Source organism: Winogradskya consettensis (assembly GCF_018332715.1).
In the GTDB taxonomy this organism is placed as follows: Bacteria; Actinomycetota; Actinomycetes; order Mycobacteriales; family Micromonosporaceae; genus Actinoplanes; species Actinoplanes consettensis.
In genome coordinates this window covers 21,820-42,502 of record NZ_BOQP01000002.1, presented here as the reverse complement: position 1 = coordinate 42,502, position 20,683 = coordinate 21,820, and the positions used below count along the sequence as shown (strand labels likewise).

The following is a 20,683-nucleotide window of genomic DNA, read 5'->3' as shown; positions in this document are numbered from 1 at the left end:
AGCGGCTCAGCGGCGGCCGATGCTCAGGACCGGCTTGGTGACCTCGGAGAAGAAGTCGTTGCCCTTGTCGTCCATCACGATGAAGGCCGGGAAGTCCTCCACCTCGATGCGCCACACGGCCTCCATGCCGAGCTCGGGGTATTCCAGCACCTCGACGTGGCGGATGCAGTCCTGGGCCAGCCGGGCCGCCGGGCCGCCGATCGAGCCCAGGTAGAAGCCGCCGTACGACTGACAGGCCCGGGTCACCTGGCCCGACCGGTTGCCCTTCGCCAGCATGACCAGGGAACCACCCGCTGCCTGGAACTTCTCGACGTACGCGTCCATGCGGCCGGCAGTGGTCGGTCCGAAGGAGCCGGAGGCGTACCCCTCGGGGGTCTTGGCCGGTCCTGCGTAGTAGACCGCGTGATCGCGTAGGTACTGCGGCATCGGCTCGCCCGCGTCCAGCCGCTCGGCGATCTTGGCGTGGGCGATGTCGCGGGCCACGACCAGCGGGCCGGTCAGCGACAGCCGGGTCTTCACGGGGTATTTCGACAGCTCCGCGCGGATCTCGTCCATCGGGCGGCGCAGGTCGACCCGGACCACCTCGTCGGTCTCGAGTCCGTCGTCGGTGACGTCGGGCATGAACCGGGCCGGGTCGGGCTCGAGCCGCTCCAGCCAGACACCCGAAGGGGTGATCTTGGCGAGCGCCTGGCGGTCGGCGGAGCAGGAGACGGCGATGGCCACCGGGCAGGACGCGCCGTGCCGGGGCAACCGGATCACCCGCACGTCGTGGCAGAAGTAGCGACCGCCGAACTGGGCGCCGATGCCGAAGTCGCGGGTCAGCTCGAGGACCGCCGCCTCCAGCTCCACGTCGCGAAAGCCGTGACCGGTCATCGAGCCCGAGCGGGGCAGGTTGTCGAGGTACTTCGCGCTCGCGAGCTTCGCCGTCTTGAGGGCGTGCTCGCCGCTGGTGCCACCGATGACGACGGCGAGATGGTACGGCGGGCAGGCGGACGTGCCGATCAGCCGCAGCTTCTCGTCGAGGAACTCCATCATCCGCGCCGGGTTCAGCAGCGCCTTGGTCTCCTGATAGAGGTACGACTTGTTCGCCGAGCCGCCGCCCTTGGCCATGAACAGGAATTTGTACGCGTCGGGCTGGCCGCCGGGATCCTCCGCGTACAGCTCGATCTGCGCCGGAAGGTTGCTCCCGGTGTTCTTCTCGTCCCACATGGTCAGCGGAGCGAGCTGCGAATACCGCAGGTTGAGCCGGGTGTACGCCTCGTAGACCCCGCGCGCGATGGCTTCCTCGTCGGAGCCGTCGGTCAGCACGTGCCGGCCGCGCTTGCCCATGACGATCGCCGTGCCGGTGTCCTGGCACATCGGCAGCACGCCACCGGCCGCGATGTTCGCGTTGCGCAGCAGGTCGAGCGCGACGAACCGGTCGTTCGGCGAGGCCTTCGGGTCGTCGATGATGGACCGCAGCTGGGCGAGGTGCGCGGGGCGCAGGAAATGCGCGATGTCGTGCATGGCCTCGGCGGTGAGCAGCGTCAGCAGCTCGGGCTCCACGGTGAGGAACCGCCGGCCACCGGGGCCCTCGACGACGTCGACGCCCTCGTCCGCGAGCAGGCGGTATTCGGTCGTGTCGTCACCGATGGGGAGCAACGGCGAGTACGAGAAAGCGGCGGCTCTGCTCATGACCGGAAAGCCTAGGCCAGCGCCCGCCGAGGGTGCCAACCAGCTGGGTCACTTCGCGGGTGTTGCCCGGTATGGGAGGTATGCCATGTCCCGGCCGGAGACCAGGATCAGGCCTGCCGGACCGGCCGCGAAGACCTTGGCATCGGTACGCGCCTCGATCAGCACGTCCCCGTTACGCGGACTCACCGCCACCAGCCGCCCGGCCTTGGGATCGGAGATGATCGCGGCATACGTGGTGATCCCCGCCGACGATTCCGCGGTGACGGGTCGCCGCCACGCCACCGAACCCCGGCCGAACGACCGCGCGGTCAGGGTCTTGCTGTCGGCGCTGCGGATGAGCGCGTACGAGTTGTTGACGGCGAGCACGTTCTGCCCGTCCTCACCGCGCCACAGGTTGCGCCCGTCGTGCGCGGCGATCAGCTCCTGCCGCCCGTACGGGTCGACGCCGAGCACCACATCGGAGCCGCCGGCCGGGTCCCGTTCCTGCTTGCAGTCCGAGCCGTTGTCCGCCGTACGCAGATTGAGCCCGTCGCGCTGCCACACCGTCCGCCCGTTCGGTGGGTCATGGGCGGTCACGTCGTAGTAGCAAGTGCCGTCACGCGCCTCCCCCGTGACCGTGAGCACCCGGCTGCCGACGACCGCGACGCGCTGGTCGCGGGCGGGCGTGCGGGTCTGCGACACCCGTCCCCGCGCGGTGTCGATGACCTGGATCCTGCCGTCGCCGGGGAGCCCGATCAGGTCGGGCAGCGCCTGCGGGCCGGCGGCGTGGGAGTCGATCTGCGCGGCGCTGATCGGCTGGGTGTCGGGCAGATCCGGGTTCGACGCGTTGAGCACGAAGCCGATACCGGGCGTCGACACCGTCCACTCCGGTTTGCTGCCGTGCGGCTCCCACGCGCTCAGCTCGCACGCCCCGGCCTTCAGGCAGCGCATGTCGAGGATCATGTCCGAATACGTCCAGACCGCCGTCGCGTCGGTGTCGCGGCGCCGGACCGCTCCCGTGGCGGGGTCGAGCACCTCGTAACCCTTGGTGAGCAGGCGGCCGACCACGACCACGGCGTCACCGCCGCTTCCGGCGACCCCGGCCCAGTCGGCGTCGGACTTCCAGAGCTTCACGCCGGCGGTCAGGCCGTACGCCTCGACGGAAGTGCGGTATTCGACGATCACCGAGCCGCCGGTGATCGTGATGCTGTGCGGGGAGCCACCGATCGGGGCCTGCCAGCTCGCGACCCCCTCGGCGATCGGGTCGCTCTGGGTCACCCACGACCAGACGTTCGGCCAGGGGTTCCACACTCCGGTGGTGGCCAGCACGACGACAGCCACGACGCCGATGAGAGCCGCGCCCTTCGCGCCGGTAGATGCCACGTCCGACACGGTACTGAGATCCACAGCGCGGGGGAATCAGCCCGATAAGCCCGTGTCGGAGCCTTATGCCCCGCTGGCGGCTCTGACCAGGGGCATCGTCCGGTACGGAATCTGCTCGGCGAGCGCGACGATCGTGGAGGCGCGGACGATGCCCGCGTACCCGACGATCTGATCGATCACCCGTTGGAGGTCGGCGTTGGACCGGGCCACGATCCGGCACATCAGGTCGCCGCTGCCCGTGATCGTGTGCGCCTCCAGCACCTCCGGGATCTCCGCCAGGTGGGCGGTGACCGCGGCGTGCCCGTAGCGCTGGGAGATCTCCAGGGTCACGAAGCTCATCACCCCGAACCCGATGGCGGCCGGTGACACCTCCGGGCCGAAGCCGCGTATCGCTCCGCGGGCGAGCAACTTGTCCAGCCTGGCCTGTGCCGTGCCGCGGGCGACGCCGAGGCGTCGCGAGATCTCGAGCACGCCGATGCGCGGCTCCTCGGTGAGCAGTCCCAGGAGTTGACCATCGAGCGCGTCGAGGTGGACATCTTGTACAGCCATAGTGACTTCAGACCCTACCGAATGTGCAGACTGACCAACGGAAATTCCCACTGTTGCCCAGCGCTGTGACCTGCGTCAACGTCACCTCATGACGCAGACGCTGGAGAACGCCACATCGACCGAGGACGTCTTTCCCGTCAAGGGCGTCGACCACCTCCAGTTCCTCGTGGGCAACGCGAAGCAGGCGGCCCACTACTACTCGACCGCGTTCGGGATGACCTGCGTGGCGTACCGCGGGCCCGAGCAGGGTTACCGCGACCACGCCGAGTACGTCCTGGTCAGCGGAAACGCCCGGTTCCTGATCACGGGCGCCGTCCACGCCGGAGCCCCGGGCAGCGATCACGTCGCCAAGCACAGCGATGGCATCCGGGACATCGCCCTGGCCGTCCCGGACGTCGACAAGGCGTACGCCCACGCCGTCGCGGCCGGCGCCCGCGGGGTCACCGAGCCGCACGACGTCAAGGATGAGCACGGCACGATCCGGGTCGCGGCGATCTCGACGTACGGCGACACCCTGCACACCCTGATCGACCGGTCCGGTTACGAGGGCCCGTTCCTGCCCGGCTTCGTGGCCCGCGGCCCGATCGTCGACCGGCAGCCCGCCATCGACGCCGGCCTGCAGCCCAAGCGCTTCTTCCAGGCGGTCGACCACGTCGTCGGCAACGTCGAGCTCGGCAAGATGGACGAGTGGGTGGAGTTCTACCGCCGCGTGATGGGCTTCACCAACATGGCCGAGTTCATCGGCGACGACATCGCCACGGACTACTCGGCCCTGATGAGCAAGGTCGTCGCGGACGGCACCCGCAAGGTGAAGTTCCCGCTCAACGAGCCCGCCGTCTCCCAGCGCAAGTCGCAGATCGACGAGTACCTCGAGTTCTACGGCGGCCCGGGCGCCCAGCACGTCGCCGTCGCGACCAACGACATCATCGCCAGCGTCGACGCGATGCGGGCCGCCGGATGTGAGTTCCTGGACACCCCCGACTCGTACTACGACGACCCGGAACTGCGGGCGCGCATCGGCGAGGTGCGGGCCCCGATCGAGGAGCTGAAGAAGCGCTCGATCCTGGTCGACCGGGACGAGGACGGTTACCTGCTGCAGATCTTCACGCGGCCGGTCCAGGACCGGCCGACGGTCTTCTTCGAGCTGATCGAGCGACATGGGTCACTCGGCTTCGGCAAGGGCAACTTCAAGGCGCTCTTCGAGGCCATCGAGCGGGAACAAGAGCTTCGCGGAAACCTGTAACACTGTCAGCGTGACCGCAGCACAAGACGACGCCCCGGACGCGGGCCGGCCCGGCACCGGGCCGGTCGGCGCCCCGGCGCCGCCCGGCGCCCTCCCCCCACCCCAGCCGGGCTACGGCCCGCCCCAGCCGACCGGCCACGTGCCACCCCAGCCCGGCGGTTATGGCCCGCCCCAGCCCGGATACGGGCCGCCAGCCGGGTACGGCCCGCCGCCGTCCGGGTACGGCCCGCCCCCGCCCGGCGGTTACTGGCCGCCGCCTCCCGGATCGGGGCCGCACGGCTATCGGCCGATGCCGGTGCCGCTGAGCCCCGACGGACGGCCGCTGGCCGACTTCGGGACGCGCCTGCTGGCGTACATGATCGACAGCGCTCTCCTGTCGGCCGTGGCGACCGTGCTGTTCCTGCCGATCTACATCTGGCTGATCACCAGCACGTTCGACAACATGGCGACGACCTACAGCGACCCGTACGCAACGCCGGACCCGAGCGCCTTCATCGACGATCTCTTCGTCCCGTTCCTGCTGCTGGAGCTGGGTCTCGTCCTGTTCGTCCTCATCGCGTACTACGTCTACTACGTCGAGATGATGTACCGCGGCGGCCAGACGTTCGGCAAGAAGTGGCTCAAGCTCCAGGTGGTCCCGCTCGAACCCGGCGCCAAGCTCACCCGGGGCCGCGCCGCCAAGCGCTACCTGGTGGAATTCGTCGGTGGCCTCGTCCCGTTCTTCAGCTTCGTGGACGGCCTCTGGCAACTGTCGGACAAGCCCTACCAGCAGACCCTGCACGACAAGGCCGCAGGGACAGTCGTGATAAAGGTTGCGCCATGAGTTCGCTTTCCGCCGGTTGGTACAAGGACCCGGCCGACCCCGAGACCCAGCGCTGGTGGGACGGCGAGGGCTGGCTCGGCAAGGCGATCCCGGCGGACCAGACCCCGCCCGACGGCCCCCCGCCCGCCGAGGAGCCCCCGACCCCCGACCCCGATCCTGCGCCCGCCTCCCAGGCCGTACAAATCGGGCAGCCCACACCTGCGCCCAGCCCGCAGTATCCGGCCGCAGGCAGCACGCCGCCGCAGGGCTGGGCACCCCCGCAGGGCTGGACCCCACCCCCCGGCTGGACCCCGCCCCCGGGCTGGGCACCCCCCGGCTGGCAGCCCCCACCGACCCACCCCGGCGCGACCAACCCTGACTCAACCCAGCCAGGCACGACCAACCCAGGCGCTGGTCATCCAGGCGCGACCAACCCAGGCGCTGGTCAGCCAGGCGCGGCCCAGCCAGGCGCGGGCTACCCCGGTGCCCCTTATCCCGGCCCGGGAAACCCAGGAGCGGTTCAGCCAGGGCAGGCCCCGCCCGGATGGCAGCCCCAGCCCGGATGGCAGCCCCAGCCCGGGTGGCAGCCCCAACCGGGATGGCAGCCGCCGCCCGGATGGACGCCCCCGGCAGGCTGGACGCCGCCGCCCGGCTTCCCGATGCAGGCGTACCCGTTCCCCTACCAGGTCCAGGCCCGCCCGCACGGCCTCCCGCTGGCCGGGCTCGGTCGTCGCCTCGTAGCGCGCCTGATCGACATCGTCGCGGTGCTCGTGCTGAACGTGCTGGTGAACGGCTGGCTGGCGTACCAGTGGTGGCAGGAAGTGGAACCGATCTTCCGCGCGACGATGGAGGACCCCCTGGCGACGCCCGAAGCCGCCTCGGCCCGGTCGAGCTACATCATGCTGACCATCCTGGTGGTGACCACGGCGCTCTGGTTCGCCTACGAAGTCCCCGCGCTGGCCAACAGCGGGCAGACGCTGGGCAAACGGCTGCTCGGGGTCAAGGTGGTCAAGGTGGAGGACACCTCCGCGCTCGGCTTCGGGCGGGCGTTCCGGCGCTGGGGCCGGCTCGGGATGTGGACGCCGCTGTGGAGTTGCTACGGCGTCGGGTTCCTGGCCCAGTTGATCGACTCCGGGTCGGTGCTCTTCGACCAGAAGCTGCACCAGGCCCTGCATGACAAGTCGGCCGGCACCGTGGTGGTCATGGCCCCGCCCGGGCACGCCCAGCCGCCGGCGCAGCTCAAGCCCGAGAACGAGAACGACCCGACCGGAGGACGACGATGACCAGGTTGACGCGCGCGGACCTGGACGCGCTGCCCGCGTACGTGGCCGGCCGGAACGTCGCGGATGTGGCCCGCGAGCTCGGCCTCGCCGAGGCGATCAAGCTGGCCAGCAACGAGGTGCCGTTCGGGCCGCTGCCCGGCGTGGCCGAGGCGATCGCGGAGGCGGTCACCCAGTCGCACCGCTACCCGGACGCCGGTTCGGTGGCGCTGCGCGACAAGCTCGCCGGCTGGCTGGACGTCGACGCTGACCGCATCGTCACCGGTGGCGGCTCGGTGGCGCTCGCCGAGCACCTGGTCAAGGCGACGTGCCTGCCGGGTGACGAGGTCGTGTACTCGTGGCGCTCGTTCGAGGCGTACCCGATCATCGCCGCCGGGGTGGGTGCCACCAGCGTCCGCGTGCCGAACACCGCGGCGCACGGGCACGACCTCCCCGCGATGGCCGGCGCGATCACCGACCGGACCAGGCTCGTGATCGTCTGCAACCCCAACAACCCGACCGGCACCAGCTCCCGCAAGGACGAGCTCGACCGGTTCCTCGACGCCGTCCCCGACGACACGCTCGTGGTGCTCGACGAGGCATACCGCGAATTCGTCACCGATGCGGACGTGCCTGACGGGCTCCGCGCGTACGGTGATCGACCGAATGTTGTTGTTCTCCGGACCTTGAGCAAGGCCTGGGGTCTGGCGGGCCTGCGGGTCGGTTATCTGGTGGCGCAGCCCGAGGTGGCCGGTGCCATCCGCAAGGTGCTCACGCCGTTCTCGACCAGCATGGTCGCCCAGGCCGCCGCACTCGCGGCCCTCGACCAGGAGGCCGAGGTCAGGCGGCGCTGCGCCATCGTCGTCGACGAGCGGGCCCGGGTCACCGAGGCGATCCGCAAGATCTTCCCCGACGTCCCGTCGAGCCAGTCCAACTTCGTCTGGCTCCCGCTGGGCGACCGGGCCGCTGCTTTCGGTGCGGCCTGCGAGCAGCGCGGAGTGATCGTCCGGCCCTTCCAAGGCGACGGCGTCCGCGTCACGATCGGCACCCCCGAAGAAAACGACACGTTCCTCGCAGTGGCCGAGAAAGCCGCGATCTAAAAAGATCAAGATGTCGTAGCTCGGTGGGTAGTGCTGACCGCAACTCCCGTCGAGGCCGGGCCCGAGGATCCAGGAGCTGGCGCTCCGAGAACGGATCCCCGGGCCCTTCGTTCTGCGTGCGTGGCCCCTCTTTTCAAGATCAAATTCAGCCTCTTCAGCGAGGCCATGGAGGCAGCTTCACCGGTGAGCCGCGGACTAAAGGCTTCAGGATCACAATCAGGCGTGCACCAGAACGTGGTCGTCGGCTTCGTCGTGGTGCGGGGCGTGTGACGGGAACGTCTGGCGGGCGAGCAGCACGACCACTCCGGCGCTCAGGGCGAGCAGAGCAGCCAGCACGGGGAGCCACGCCAGCAGGCCGTTGCTGACCATCCGCTCGCCGAGGAACGCGCCGCCGCCGATGCCGACCTGGAACGCGACCACGTACACCGCCGACGCCGACTCCCGTGCCTTCGGCGCCACCCGCATGATCGTCGTCTGGAGCACCACCGGAAGCGCCGTGAACGCCCCGCCCCAGACCAGGATCGCCGCGATCGTCGGCACCGGCCCGAGCACCGGCACCAGCAGCGCCAGCGAGACCACGATCGCCGAGATCAGCGTGGTGAGCAGCGGGCGCGGGCGCCGGTCCACCCAGCGGCCGACGAGCCAGTTGCCGAGCAGGCCCGCGGCGCCGTACCCGAGCAGCACGAGGCTCAGCCCACCGCCCTCGAGCCCGGCATCGCGGCGCACGAGCGGCGCGACGTACGTGTAAGCAGCGAAGTGCCCGACCACGATCGCCAGGGTGAGCAGGCAGACCACCGCGACCGACCCGGAGCGGGCGATCCGCACCGAGTTACGCAGCTGCGCGCCGGCGCGGGTGGCGAGGTCGTGCGGCAGCGGCGGAAGCTTGGGCAGCACCAGCAGCAACGCCGCCACACAGGCGACCCCGATCCCCGCCAGCACGAGCAGCGCGACCCGCCAGCCCAGCCACTGCCCGAGCGCCGTCCCGAGCGGCACACCGAGCACCAGGGCCAGCGAATTGCCGAGGAAGACCATGGCGGTCGCCTTGCCCGCCTGCCCGGCCGGGGCCAGCCTGGCGGCCACCGGCGCGACTGTCGACCAGAACACGCCGTGCGCCACCGCACAGATCAGCCGGGACAGGGCGAGGATGAGGAAGGTGGGGGCGAAAGCTGCCACCAACTGCGCTGTCGCGAAGATTCCCAGGGTGACGGCGAGCAGCACGTGCCGCGGGACCCGCATGGTCAACGCGGTCAGCGGGATGGTGGTCAGACCGGCGACGAGTGCGTAGCTCGTCAGCAGCAGGCCGACGTCCGCCTCGCTGACCCGCAGACCGGACGCGATCTCCGGTAGCAGCCCCACAGGGATGGTTTCCGCCGTGACATAGGCAAAGCAGGCAGCGCCGAGGGCGACGATTGCACCGCGGTGGTTCATCTTCACCGTACGAGAATATGCTCTACATCCGAGCTTAAGAAGGGGGAACGGTGTGACGACACGCGCAACAGAGCTGCTGCGAGTGATCCATGCCCGTCCCGGCGTCACCCGGGCAGACGCGGCCCGGCTGATCGGCGTCGGCACCGGCGCGACCACGGAACTCGTCGGCCGGCTGGGCCACGCCGAGCTCCTGGCCGAGACGCCGGCGGCACCGAGCGGTTCCCGGGGCCGCCCGACCACGGCACTCATCCCGCACCCACGCGGCCCCCTCATCGCCGCCACCTCCATCACCCACGAACAGTGGCGGGTCGACGTGGTCGAACTCGGCGGCGCCGCCCTGGCCACCGTCCGCGAAGACCTCGGCGACCGCACCGGCGACGAAGTGGTCGCGGCAGTCGGCGCCGCGGTGTCCCGCCTCCGCACGGAATACGGCGACCGCATCCGCGGCATCGGCATCGCGGTCCCCGGCACCGTCTCCCGCGACCTCATGCTCGACGCCAGCAACCTGAACTGGCGAAACGTCGACCTGGCCGCGATCTGGCCCAAAGCCGGGATCTTCGTGGCAGGCAACGACGCCACCCTGGCCGCCAGCGCGGAATCCCACCGGGGCGCAGCGGTGGGCGCCTCGGTAGCCCTCCACCTGCGAGTCGAGGCCGGCCTGGGCGGCGCCGTAGTCGACGGCGGCCGCGTCCTGGTCGGAGCCCTCGGCGCGGCCGGCGAATTCGGCCACATGCCCTTCGGCGACCCCACGGTCGAATGCCCCTGCGGCGCCTACGGCTGCTGGGGCACCGCCGTCGACGGCTCAGCCCTCGCCCGCCTCCTCGGCCACCACCAGCCCCGGGACCCCATCTCCTACGCCCGCCGCATCATCGCCTCCACCGACCCGGCCCCGGCAGCAGCAACCGCAACCGCCGCCACCGCCCTCGGCCGAGGCATCGCAGGCCTGGTCAACGGTCTCGACCCGGACCTGGTCACCCTCGGAGGCCTGGGCACGGACCTCCTCGCCGCCGCCCCGGCCCACATCGACCAGGCATACCGAGCAGGCCTGATGGGCTTCCGCCGGGAAAACCCACCCCCCATCCTCCCCTCCACCCTCGGCGACGACGGCCCCCTCGCCGGCGCCGCCGAAGAAGCCTGGACCGCCCTGCTCACCACCCTGGTCTGAGCTCAGAGGTCGACGGCGACGAGCCGGCCTGAGGGGGAATCGCTGGGGTAGTGGGCGATGACCGCGTAGAGGGTGTTGCCTGCGAGGGCGCAGTCGAAGGCGCCACGGTCGAAGGGGATGCGGCGGATGACTTCGCCGCCCTCGCGGACCAGGGCGCATTCCTTGTTGGGGACGTCGGCGTACCAGATGGCGCCGGACGGGTCCGGGAAGATGCCGTCGGGAGCGGAGTCCTCGACGGTGGCCCAGATGCGACGGCGACTCAGGGTGCCGTCCACGGCGATCTCGAAGGCCGAAAGACGCGAAGCGTGGGACTCGGCGACAATCAGCGTGTCGCCGAGAACCGCCATCCCGTTGGGAAACTCCAGGCCTGCCGCGACCTCCCGGCTCGCGCCGTCCGGGGTGACAACGGTGATCGTGCCGGGCGCCGGCTCACCCAACCCGAAGGCGTACCCGATGTTGTTCACGAAGGCGTTGCCGTGCCGGTCCACCGCGATGTCGTTCCACGGATAAGGCGACTCCAGCGCGGCAAACGGCGTTCCGTCGCGCAGCAGCACACCCCGGCCGGTGATGGTCAGCATCCGTCCGTCCGGCAGCCAGTCGACGCAGAACGGAAAATCATCCACCCGGGCAACCACCTCGGATTTGCCGTCGACGACCCGGACAACCTGCCCGGCACCCCAGTCGCAGAACCACACCCGCCCCGCATGCCACCGCACCGACTCGCCGAACACCAACCCGTCCAGCACCACCCGAGCATCGCCCATCAAGCCAGGCTAAGCGTCACCAGCGCCGCCGCCGCTCGTTTGGGGTTGCGGCTCACCCCGATCCCCGGGTGGGCCGGACCGAAGGGAGCGCCTGTGGCAACCGGCGACGAGCTGGACAAGTTGGTGGACGAGGAAAAGCACCTCGTGCTGCGAGCAAAGGTGACCCTGATGAAGCGGATCCTCGCCGGGGCGGAGGCGAACCTGAGCGCCACCCAGCTGCTCAACCTCGCAGAAACCTATGCCGTCATCCACCAGAAGAAGGCCTCCGGCCGCATCAACGCACCGGTCACCGACTGACCGACCGCGAAAGCGGAGCGACGACACCACGTCGTTGCTCCGCGACGCGCGTTCCGCCTCGCGGGCGCCGCCGACGGCGAACTCTTTCTGATCCTAAATAGACCCTGTGACAGTTTTCAGAGCGCGGCGATGATGACCGGGTCGATCGTGTAGAAGTGGTTCGGCTCCGACGGGTCGGTTCCCGCACCCGGGCGCAGGCGTTCGAGGGCCAGCCAGGTGCCGGTCAGTTGCCAGCGGTACGGCTTCCACGGCTCGACGCGCTCGTCGGAGACGTAGAGCGGGAAGCGCGACAGTTGAGCGCCGGTTCGGGCGTCCAGCACGACGAGGTCGACGCCGGCGAGCAGGATGACGTGCTCCCCGCGTACCCCCAGGATCGTGGCTCGGGAAGGCCAGCGCCAGACGGCCGTGCCCGATGCGGTGACCGCGCCCCCGTCCGTGGTGAGGTGCAGTCCGCCGGTGGTGGGCTCGGCCGTGGTGACGTCCCATTCCTGGCCGGCCGCGTCGCGCAGGCCGGGGCAGGCGGAGCTGGCCACCTCGCAGCCCACCGGGGTTGACGGGCCGACCGGCCAGGAGCGCAGCGGTTTTCCGGTGGCGATGTCCCAGGCGCCCTCGCCGCACGCGAAGCTGCCGCCGACGGTGGTGAAGCCGGCGCTGCAGCCCGCCGGGAGAGGGGTGCTCCAGCGCTGGGTGCCGTCCGAAACGGACCATGCCGTCAGTTGTTTGCGGTCGAGGGTCAGGACGCTGCTGTCCGAGGTGAACAGGCCGGGGGGTGCGTAGACCGCGTCGGAACCCGTGCGGCCGGTGAAGGCTGCCGCCGCCGGGCCGTTCGCTTTCCAGAGCACCTTCCCCGTACGCCCATCGAGCGCGACCAGCAACCCGTCGTCCCACCGGCTCACGACCGTGGCGCCGATCGCGACCAGCCCGCTGAGCTTCGCGGGCCAGCGCCGGTAGGACCAGCGCGGGGTGATCATCAGCCGCGCTCCGACGGGGGCGTCCGCCTTGATCGAGCGCTCGCCCGCATACACCCGGAGGCGTCCGTCAACGATCAGCGGGGCCAGCGTGGTCTTGCCGGTCACGCCCGCGGGCAGGATCTGGGCCACCGGGTAGGGGTCCTTCGCCGCCTCCACGACCTCCGCCGGGCGCAGCACCCGCCAGCCGATCAGGACGGCGACGGCGAGCAAGACGATCGCAGTCAGCACGCCGAGCGGTTTCCGGGTCACCCCCGGACCCTATTTCAGGCGGCCGCGGCCAGGTCGTCCAGGTCACGGCGGAGGGCACCCTCGACCGTACGCGCGGCAAGCCCCCCGAACACCAACGCCAGCAACCGTCCGGCGGGAGCGGTGGGGCTGCCGTCCTGGACCACGGTGACCATCGTGCCGCCGCGGTGCCGGCCCTCGATCACCGGCGTGAACGAGTACGTCATGCGATAGTCGGCGCCGAGGCCCGGGGAGGCGACCACGAAGCGTTCCGGGATGGCGCATTCGCGTACCCGGAATTCCTCGGTGACCTCGCCGCCGTCGGCCATGGTCCGCGTTTCGCGCCAGACCGTGCCGCGCCCGAAGGGTCCCTGGGTGAGCATGTCGACCCTGGTGACCGTGGACAGCCATTCGCGGCGGCGGGGCAGGTCGGTGAAGACACGCCAGACCGTGACGACGGGTGCCTCGATCAGGCGGGTCACCGCGACCGTGGACATGGGGTAACCGTACGGGGAGTCGCCGACTAGGGACAGACAGTTCCGGTTACCTCACCGAGGCCGATTCTTGCACCACCCGCACCGGCTGCCGTGGCGCTGATCGTGACGGTGTCGCCGTCCAGCAGGAAGGAACGCTCGGCGCCGTCGGCGAGCTTGACCGGCTGCTCACCGTTGCTGGTCAGCTCCAGGAACGAGCCCGCCTGCTCCCGGGCCGGGCCGGAAACCGTGCCCGAGGCGTAGAGGTCGCCGGTGCGCACCGAGGCGCCGTTGACGGTGAGGTGGGCGAGTTGTTGCGCGGCCGTCCAGTACATCTGGGCGTACGGCGGGTTGCTGACCTCGGTGTCGTTCCATTCCACCCGCAGGTCAACATCAAGTGCGGGACCGGGCGGCAGCAGGTACGGCTGGGGCCGCGGATCCTGCGCCGGGGCGGCCAGCGACGCGAACGCGTCCAGCGGCACCACCCACGGGGACACCGACGTGGCGAACGACTTGGACAGGAACGGACCGAGCGGCTGGTTCTCGAACGCCTGGATGTCCCGGGCCGACCAGTCGTTGACCAGCACCACGCCGAAGACGTGCTCGGCGAAGTCCCCCGTGGCGATGCGCCGGCCCGGTGTGCCCACGACAAAGCCCACCTCGGCCTCGATGTCGAGCCGCTCGGAGGGCCCGAAGACGTCCACGCCCAGCTGCCCGTGCGGGCGCTCGACGGGCGTGCCGGAGACCACGACCGTCGCGGACCTGCCGTGATAGCCGATCGGGAGCCGCTTCCACGCCGGTGGCAGACCCGGGTTGTTCGGGCGCAGGATCCGGCTGACGTTCGTGGCGTGGTGCTCGGAGGAGTAGAAGTCGGTGTAGTCGGCGACGTCGAACGGCAGGTGGAGGCTCACCGTGTCGAGCGGGATCCTGGGCAGGTCCGGCGCCTGCTCAGTGATCTGGGCGCGCAGTTCGGCCCAGCGTGGATGGCCGAGGGACATCAGCGGGTTGAGCGTGGGCTGCTGGAAGACCCCGCCCAGGTGGGTCAGGTCCAGCACGGCGTCGCCGAACCGGACACCGATCCTCCTGACGCCCGATTTAACAGAAAAAACGCCGTAAGGAAGGTTGTCGAGCCCGAAAAGTGTCATTCGTAGCCCCCGTTGACCAGGCCGAGGCGGACCAGCTCGGTCAGCGGCTCCAGCACGTTGACGGTGCCGAACCCGACGCAGAGCGGCCGCTGCTGGGCGCGCCGGGCCCGGGCGGGCTCGACGAGCGGCACCGGATGGGTGGCCGCGAGCACCTCCGCGACATCGGCCACCTCCCCGCCGTCCACCGCCAGCGCGGCGGCGACCAGCACGTTGAGGAAGCCGTGATGGGTGAAGCCGGTCTCCGGGTCGGTGTGCCGCAGAGCGTGCCGCATCCCGGCGGCGAGTTTGAACCGCAGGTCCCGGTCGCGGCAGGCGCAGATGACGGCGGCCAGCTCGACCGGGGTGGGGAAGAGCTCCGCGGCCAGCCCGCCGATGCGGAACTTGGGACGGATGGCCGGACCCGGTTGCGCCGAGGCGAGGGTGTCGAGGGCGGCGAGCAGGCCCCAGCTCAGCGGGATCTCGGCGTACACATCGAGGTCGTTCTCGCCGGCAGCGAACTCCCGCAGCGCGACCAGGCCGGGTTGGGGGTCCTCACCGCGCCGCGCGACCAGCGCTTCGACCTGGCCGACCACCGCGCCGCTCGCCCGTAACTTCGCGACGGCCGGCGGGAGGGCGCCGATCGGGCCGTCGTTCACCACGGCGACGGAGAGACCGCGGGGTGACACCTCGAAGGCCGCTTGCGACGCGGGCACGAGCAGCGCACCGATCATCGGCGCATACCAGGCGGCCAGGTGCTTGCGGTGGGCGTCGACGGCGTCAGCCACCGTGACGACGCCCGGCGGAAGCACGGAAGCGTCGTCCACGAGCCCTGCGAAGAGCGGCGGCACCAGCGTTGACACGAAACTGAACCTAATGGACGCTGCGAGAGCCGGACAACACCGTCCGTAATGTCAGTTTCCTAAGGGTGGTGGCAACGATGCCCTACTACCGCACTGCCGGGGAGATCCCCCGCAAGCGGCACACCCAGTTCCGCCGGCCGGACGGCGGACTCTATGCCGAGGAGCTCATGGGTCAGGAGGGCTTCTCCTCCGACTCGTCGCTGCTCTATCACCGCTATCCGCCGACGGCGATCACGGCGGCCGAGGTCTACGAGCACCCGGGCGGCGGACAGACCCCGAATCTGCCGCTCAAGCCCCGGCACCTGCGCACGCACAAGCTCGGCGCCGGCCCGGCCGACGCCGTGCTGGGCCGGATTCCACTGCTCGCCAACGGCGATGTACGGATCGGCTACGCGATCGCGGACCGCCCGTCACCGCTCTATCGCAACGCGGTCGGCGACGAGTGCCTCTACATCGAGGAGGGCTCGGCGACGATCGAGACGACCTTCGGCGCGCTCTCCGTCGGAGCCGGCGACTATGTCGTCATTCCGACCTCGGTCGTGCACCGAATCGTGCCCGAAGGACTTGTCCGGATTCTCACCATCGAGGCGACCGGGCACATCGGACCCCCCAAGCGTTATCTCTCCGTACGCGGGCAATTCCTCGAACACGCCCCCTACTGCGAACGTGATCAGCGCGCGCCCGTTGCGCCTCTGCAGGTCGATGGCGAGGACGTCGAGGTGTACGTGCGGCACCGTGCGGGCTGGACCCGCCACGTGTACGCCCACCACCCCTTCGACGTCGTCGGCTGGGACGGCTGCCTCTACCCGTGGGCGTTCTCGATCCACGACTTCGAACCGATCACCGGCCGCGTGCACCAGCCCCCGCCCGTGCACCAGACGTTCGAGGGCCCCAACTTCGTGGTCTGCTCGTTCGTGCCCCGCAAGGTCGACTATCACCCGCTGGCGATCCCGGTGCCGTACAACCATCACAACGTCGACTCCGACGAGATGATGTTCTACACCGGCGGCAACTACGAGGCCCGCCGCGGCTCGGGCATCGAACAGGGCTCGATCTCGCTCCACCCGTCCGGCTTCACCCACGGGCCCCAGCCGGGCGCGGTCGAGCGGGCGATCGGCGCCGAGGCCTTCGACGAACTGGCCGTCATGGTCGACACCTTCCGCCCGCTCGATCTGTGCGACGCCGGCCTCTCGGTCGAGGACAGCGGCTATGCCTGGACCTGGAACCGAACCTAGGTGGTCAGGAGAGCCGAGCGCAGCACGCCGGCGGTCGAGGAACTCGGCACGGAAGCGCTCACCAACTGGACGGCAACGACGCGACGGCCGTGACCAGCCTCGCCGCCGACCTCGCACCCATCGATTCCCTGATCGTGACGCTGTCCGGCGTGCCCGAACAGGACCGCGTCGCATGCCGTGAAGCTCGCCTCCCGAACGGAGGCGAGCTTCACCAGTGATCAGTTGATGTGAAAGGACTCGCCGTAGACGGCGAAGTCGAGCGGGGTGTTCAGGTCGAAGTTGCTGTTCCGGAGGAAGACGCGCTGTCCGGTGTCCACTCGGCTGGTGTCCGAGTGGGCATCTTCCTTCTTCATCTCGATGACGCGCTCGTCGAGGAAGGCGTTGAGCCAGGTGGTCTCGTTGCCGCCCTGCGCCGGGGGCTTGGCCTTGGCGAGCGCGCGGGTGCGGATCTGCCGCATGCCCTCGTAGCCGTGCATGACCGAGGCGTCGTAGTAGATGAACTGGCCGAGGGCGCGGACGCCGTCGCTCTTGCCGTCGCGGACCGAGGGGTTGAAGTAGACGCGGTCACGCTCCGACTCCTGGGCCGCCTGGAAGACGGTGTCGGCGGCGGCCGTACGCCAGTCGGCGGGGAAGTTGGGGTCGAGCCCGGCGTGCGAGTCGGTGCCGTCGACGTTGCGCAGGGCCGGGAGGTACTTGGCGAGCACGTTGCTGGGCTTGGTGGCCGTGTACGCCTCGACAAGTTCGAGCATGTCACCCGTACCCGAACAGAAGCCGATGATCCCGGCGGTGTAGCCGCGACCGTCACCGATGTCCTCGATGTACTTGAACTGGGCACGCCAGTCCAGCGACGAGTTCTCGGCGGCGGAGACGATCTGCATCGCCACGTCCTTCTTCGCCGCGTTGTCCAGGCCGACGCCCGTGGCAGGCGGCGTAGTCGTGGGCGAAGTGGTCGGTGTGCTGCCGCCACCGGGCAGCGTCCACTTCTGGTTGGCGGTCGTGCCGCAGGTCCAGATCTGCAGGCGGGTGCCGTTGGCCGAGCTCTGATCGGTGGCGTCGAGGCACTTGCCGGAGCCGGTGTTGATCAGCGTGCCGGTGCTGCCCGCGGTCCACTTCTGGGCCGCGGTGCCGTTGCAGTCGTAGAGCTGGACCTTGGCGCCGTTGGCCGTGGACGCGCTGGTGACGTCCATGCACTTGCCGAGCACCTTGAGGGAATTGTCGGTGTTGCCGGTCGTCCAGATCTGGCCGGAGCCGCTCGTGCACGTGTTGATCTGGATCGCGGCGCCATTGGTGGTGCTGGCGGACGCGACCTCGACGCACTTGCCGCCGATGCCGGTGATCGATCCGGCGGTCGCCGCACTGGCCGGGAGCAGGCCGTATGCGACTGCGGCGGCGGGCACGATTACCGCGCCCAGGGCATAGGCCAGCGTTCTCTTGCGGGTCATGGCGCTCCTCGTGGGGGATGGAGTGGGATGCCATCGATGGGGATGAGCGCCGACCCTAGAATAGTAAAACTGATTAAGCAATAGACCTCCGTGGAGGCCCGCCCCTTGACGTACGGGCTGACCAGGCCCTACGTTTCCGTTAATTGTTAGATCATTTGCCAATGCCGAGGGGGCCCTGGTGACACGGCTGGCGGGTTCGTCCAAGCTGCTTCGCGCCATGAACGCGAGCGCGGCACTCGCCCACCTGCTGGAGCCGGGCGGGCTGACCCGCGCGGATCTGCGCAAGCTCACCGAGCTCTCGACCCCGACGATCTCCGAGGTGCTGCGCCGGCTCACCGAGGCCGGGCTGGTCACGGTCGTCGGCCACAACAGCGGACGCCCGGGACCCAACGCGGAGATCTATGCGGCCAACCCCGACGCAGCGTACGCCGTGGCGGTGTCGGTCCGGGACATAGGCGCGAGCCGAGCCCCCTCCGTCGTCGCCGCGCTCTGCGACCTCACCGGAACGGTCCGCGCCAGGATCGAGCGCAACGTCGACTTCCTGCACACGGACCCGAAGGACGCCCTGGTCGAGGTCGTGGCGGCACTGCGCGACGAGGCCGGCATCCCGGAGGACGGCATCCACCACGTGCAGCTCGGCGTGGCCGGCTCGTACGACTCCCGCGCGGAGACCATCCGCCACGTCGACGTCCACGGCTTCGCCCGCCCCGGCCTGATCCCCGAGATCGCCGCGGCCCTGGGCACCCGGATCGGCGTCGACAACGACGTCAACCTCGCTGCCATCGCCGAGCGCCGTCGTGGCGTGGGGCGCGACGCGGACGGCTTCGCCCTGCTCTGGCTCGGCCAGGAGGGTCTCGGCCTCGCGATCGACCTCGGCGGCACCCTGATGCGCGGCGCCCGCGGCGGCGCCGGCGAGATCGGCTACATGCCGCTGTACGCCCCCGACTCCACCCATCGCAAGATCGACCTGCAGGACCTGGTGGGCGGCGCGGCTGTCCTCGCCCTCGGCCAGGAACACGGCATCACCGGCACCACCCCGCTCGAAGTCGTCACCTCCGCCGCGGCCGATCCGGGCGCGGCAGGGGAGTTCTTCGGCCAGCTCGCGGACCGGATCTCGGTCGGACTGGCCGCCGTGATCGCCGTGCTCGACCCCTCGCTCGTCGTCCTCGCGGGTCCGGTCGCGCACGCCGGGGGCGAAACCCTGCTGACCGCGGTCACCGCCGCGGTCCGCCGGGCCGCCCCGCTGGAGAGCACCATCGCCGTCACCTCCATCGACGACGACGCGGTGCTGCTCGGCACCCTCGACGCCGGCCTCAGCGCCGTCCGAGAGGCATTGATCGCCGAAATTCGCGACAACTAACGCTTTTCCGAGAGGACCCCTGGTGAACAAGCGGATACCTCCTGCCCAAAAATCGGTCATCGCCGCCGCCACGGCGGTCCTTCTGCTCACCGCCTGCACGCCCGGAACCAAGGAACAGAAGATCGCCGATCCGGGTACGGAGGTGTCCGGCACGGTCGAGCTGTGGCACTTCTTCTCCGAGCGGGAGGCCGACGCGGTCGACGCCGTGATCAAGGACTTCGAGAGCAGCCACCCGAAGATCAAGGTGACGGTGAAGTCCGGTCAGGACGACTCGAAGGTCACGCAGGCCATCGGCGCGGGCAACGGCCCCGACATCGGCTTGTCCTACTCCACGGACATCGTCGGCAAGTTCTGCTCGTCGGGGGCCTGGGTGGACCTGTCCGCGTACATCAAGCGGGACAATGTGGATCTCGACACGCTCAACGCCACGACCCGGCAGTACACGGAGTTCGGTGGGAAGCGGTGCGCGATGCCGTTCCTCGCGGACGCGTACGGCATCTATTACAACAAGGACCTCTTCGCCAAGGCCGGGATCGCCGGTCCGCCGAAGACTCTGGACGAGCTCACCGAGGATGCCAAGAAGCTGACCGTACGCAATCCGGACGGTTCCCTGAAAACGGTCGGCTACCTGCCGCTGTTCGATTTCTACGAGAACGTCCCGTCGCACCTCGCCCCCGCCGTGGGCGCGAAGTGGCTGACCGACGACGGCAAGTCCGCGGTCGCCGCCGATCCCGCCTGGAAGACGTTGCTGGCCTGGCAGAAGAACCTCGTCGACTGGTACGGCTACGACAACCTGCAGAAGTTCCGCGCCGGGCTGGGTGACGAGTTCAGCGCCGACAACGCGTTCCAGAAGGGCCAGGTCGCGATCAACGTCGACGCCGAATACCGGCTCGCGTTCCTCAAGGACCAGTCGCCGAACCTGAAGTACGGCGTCGCGCCGCTGCCCACGAGCGACCCGGCGAAATACGGCGGCGGTTACGTCACCGGCAACATCATGGGCATCTCGAAGAACGCCAAGAACCCCGAGGCGGCCTGGGAGCTCATCAAATACCTGACCACGAACGACGCGACGATCACCAAGCTCGCGAACTCGCTCAGGAACCTGCCCACGACCACGGGCACGATGGGCGACCCGACGCTGGCCGCGGATCCTGACTTCAAGACTTTCATGGACATCTTCGCCAGCCCGAACTCGTCGACCACGCCGCCGAGCGCGTCCGGGCCCGCGTACCAGGAGACGTTCCAGGCCTTCACCGTGAAGTGGCAGTCGGACAAGGTCAAGGATCTCGACGCCGGGATCGCGGACGCGGACAAGCAGATGAACAGCGTCATGTCCCTGGGCGGCTGAGG

20 protein-coding genes are annotated in these 20,683 nt (G+C 69.8%); 9 read left to right on the top strand and 11 right to left on the bottom strand.

The annotated features are described in order from the left end of the window. Positions 1–6: 6 nt before the first annotated feature. The 3 genes from Aco04nite_RS01515 to Aco04nite_RS01505 form a co-directional block, all read right to left on the bottom strand. The gene (locus tag Aco04nite_RS01515) at positions 7–1,674 is read right to left on the bottom strand and encodes a fumarate hydratase (RefSeq protein ID WP_212995390.1); all 1,668 of its coding nucleotides are present in this window, start codon (positions 1,672–1,674) and stop codon (positions 7–9) included. A 48-nt stretch (positions 1,675–1,722) separates the two neighbouring features. Then, positions 1,723–3,036: a PQQ-binding-like beta-propeller repeat protein gene (locus Aco04nite_RS01510; protein WP_244875664.1), complete on the bottom strand. Its 1,314-nt coding sequence runs from the start codon at positions 3,034–3,036 to the stop codon at positions 1,723–1,725. 63 nt (positions 3,037–3,099) lie between these two features. Further along, positions 3,100–3,585 carry an Lrp/AsnC family transcriptional regulator gene (locus Aco04nite_RS01505; protein ID WP_212995389.1) on the bottom strand — a complete coding sequence of 162 codons (486 nt, stop codon included), beginning with the start codon at positions 3,583–3,585 and terminating at the stop codon, positions 3,100–3,102. An 88-nt stretch (positions 3,586–3,673) separates the two neighbouring features. Here Aco04nite_RS01505 and hppD point away from each other — a divergent pair, with 88 nt between their 5' ends. From hppD to hisC, 4 genes are read left to right on the top strand one after another with little or no spacing between them, the layout of a single operon-like run. Further along, positions 3,674–4,828, top strand: a complete 1,155-nt coding sequence (gene hppD, locus Aco04nite_RS01500) for a 4-hydroxyphenylpyruvate dioxygenase (protein ID WP_212995388.1) — start codon at positions 3,674–3,676, stop codon at positions 4,826–4,828. 10 nt (positions 4,829–4,838) lie between these two features. Continuing rightward, positions 4,839–5,651: an RDD family protein gene (locus Aco04nite_RS01495; RefSeq protein WP_244875663.1), complete on the top strand. Its 813-nt coding sequence runs from the start codon at positions 4,839–4,841 to the stop codon at positions 5,649–5,651. Beyond that, entirely contained in the window at positions 5,648–6,913 is a 1,266-nt protein-coding gene (locus tag Aco04nite_RS01490; protein WP_212995386.1) for an RDD family protein, read from the top strand. The genes Aco04nite_RS01495 and Aco04nite_RS01490 overlap by 4 nt, the downstream gene beginning before the upstream one ends. Continuing rightward, positions 6,910–7,989 (top strand): histidinol-phosphate transaminase, encoded by a 1,080-nt coding sequence (gene hisC / locus Aco04nite_RS01485; RefSeq protein WP_212995385.1) that lies wholly within the window; start codon positions 6,910–6,912, stop codon positions 7,987–7,989. The genes Aco04nite_RS01490 and hisC overlap by 4 nt, the downstream gene beginning before the upstream one ends. Positions 7,990–8,205: 216 nt before the next feature. On the opposite strand, the gene Aco04nite_RS01480 is transcribed toward hisC, so the two are convergent. Continuing rightward, positions 8,206–9,417, bottom strand: a complete 1,212-nt coding sequence (locus Aco04nite_RS01480; protein ID WP_212995437.1) for an MFS transporter — start codon at positions 9,415–9,417, stop codon at positions 8,206–8,208. A 52-nt stretch (positions 9,418–9,469) separates the two neighbouring features. Between Aco04nite_RS01480 and Aco04nite_RS01475 the strand changes: the two genes are divergently transcribed. Beyond that, positions 9,470–10,582, top strand: a complete 1,113-nt coding sequence (locus Aco04nite_RS01475; RefSeq protein WP_212995384.1) for an ROK family protein — start codon at positions 9,470–9,472, stop codon at positions 10,580–10,582. Positions 10,583–10,584: 2 nt separating this feature from the next. Here Aco04nite_RS01475 and Aco04nite_RS01470 read toward each other — a convergent pair whose 3' ends face one another. After that, positions 10,585–11,346, bottom strand: a complete 762-nt coding sequence (locus Aco04nite_RS01470) for an SMP-30/gluconolactonase/LRE family protein (protein ID WP_212995383.1) — start codon at positions 11,344–11,346, stop codon at positions 10,585–10,587. A 93-nt stretch (positions 11,347–11,439) separates the two neighbouring features. Here Aco04nite_RS01470 and Aco04nite_RS01465 point away from each other — a divergent pair, with 93 nt between their 5' ends. Next, positions 11,440–11,643, top strand: a complete 204-nt coding sequence (locus Aco04nite_RS01465; protein ID WP_203843187.1) for a hypothetical protein — start codon at positions 11,440–11,442, stop codon at positions 11,641–11,643. 116 nt (positions 11,644–11,759) lie between these two features. Here the strand turns inward: Aco04nite_RS01465 and Aco04nite_RS01460 are convergent, their stop codons facing one another. From Aco04nite_RS01460 to Aco04nite_RS01445, 4 genes are read right to left on the bottom strand one after another with little or no spacing between them, the layout of a single operon-like run. Then, positions 11,760–12,863: an outer membrane protein assembly factor BamB family protein gene (locus Aco04nite_RS01460; protein WP_212995382.1), complete on the bottom strand. Its 1,104-nt coding sequence runs from the start codon at positions 12,861–12,863 to the stop codon at positions 11,760–11,762. A gap of 14 nt (positions 12,864–12,877) precedes the next feature. Then, positions 12,878–13,336, bottom strand: a complete 459-nt coding sequence (locus Aco04nite_RS01455; protein WP_212995381.1) for an SRPBCC family protein — start codon at positions 13,334–13,336, stop codon at positions 12,878–12,880. Positions 13,337–13,362: 26 nt separating this feature from the next. Continuing rightward, the gene (locus Aco04nite_RS01450; protein ID WP_212995380.1) at positions 13,363–14,457 is read right to left on the bottom strand and encodes a fumarylacetoacetate hydrolase family protein; all 1,095 of its coding nucleotides are present in this window, start codon (positions 14,455–14,457) and stop codon (positions 13,363–13,365) included. Further along, positions 14,454–15,296 (bottom strand): hypothetical protein, encoded by an 843-nt coding sequence (locus Aco04nite_RS01445; RefSeq protein ID WP_212995379.1) that lies wholly within the window; start codon positions 15,294–15,296, stop codon positions 14,454–14,456. The genes Aco04nite_RS01450 and Aco04nite_RS01445 overlap by 4 nt, the downstream gene beginning before the upstream one ends. 77 nt (positions 15,297–15,373) lie before the next feature. Between Aco04nite_RS01445 and Aco04nite_RS01440 the strand changes: the two genes are divergently transcribed. Then, positions 15,374–16,531 carry a homogentisate 1,2-dioxygenase gene (locus tag Aco04nite_RS01440; protein WP_212995378.1) on the top strand — a complete coding sequence of 386 codons (1,158 nt, stop codon included), beginning with the start codon at positions 15,374–15,376 and terminating at the stop codon, positions 16,529–16,531. Here the strand turns inward: Aco04nite_RS01440 and Aco04nite_RS01435 are convergent. Beyond that, entirely contained in the window at positions 16,528–16,743 is a 216-nt protein-coding gene (locus Aco04nite_RS01435; RefSeq protein ID WP_212995377.1) for a hypothetical protein, read from the bottom strand. The two genes, Aco04nite_RS01440 and Aco04nite_RS01435, sit on opposite strands and share 4 nt — an antisense overlap. A 6-nt stretch (positions 16,744–16,749) precedes the next feature. Then, entirely contained in the window at positions 16,750–17,973 is a 1,224-nt protein-coding gene (locus Aco04nite_RS49475) for a chitosanase (RefSeq protein ID WP_212995376.1), read from the bottom strand. 178 nt (positions 17,974–18,151) lie between these two features. Here Aco04nite_RS49475 and Aco04nite_RS01425 point away from each other — a divergent pair, with 178 nt between their 5' ends. Together Aco04nite_RS01425 and Aco04nite_RS01420 are read left to right on the top strand one after the other, a co-directional pair. Beyond that, entirely contained in the window at positions 18,152–19,333 is a 1,182-nt protein-coding gene (locus Aco04nite_RS01425; RefSeq protein ID WP_212995375.1) for an ROK family transcriptional regulator, read from the top strand. Positions 19,334–19,355: 22 nt separating this feature from the next. Beyond that, positions 19,356–20,681, top strand: a complete 1,326-nt coding sequence (locus tag Aco04nite_RS01420) for an ABC transporter substrate-binding protein (RefSeq protein WP_212995374.1) — start codon at positions 19,356–19,358, stop codon at positions 20,679–20,681. Positions 20,682–20,683: the final 2 nt, after the last annotated feature.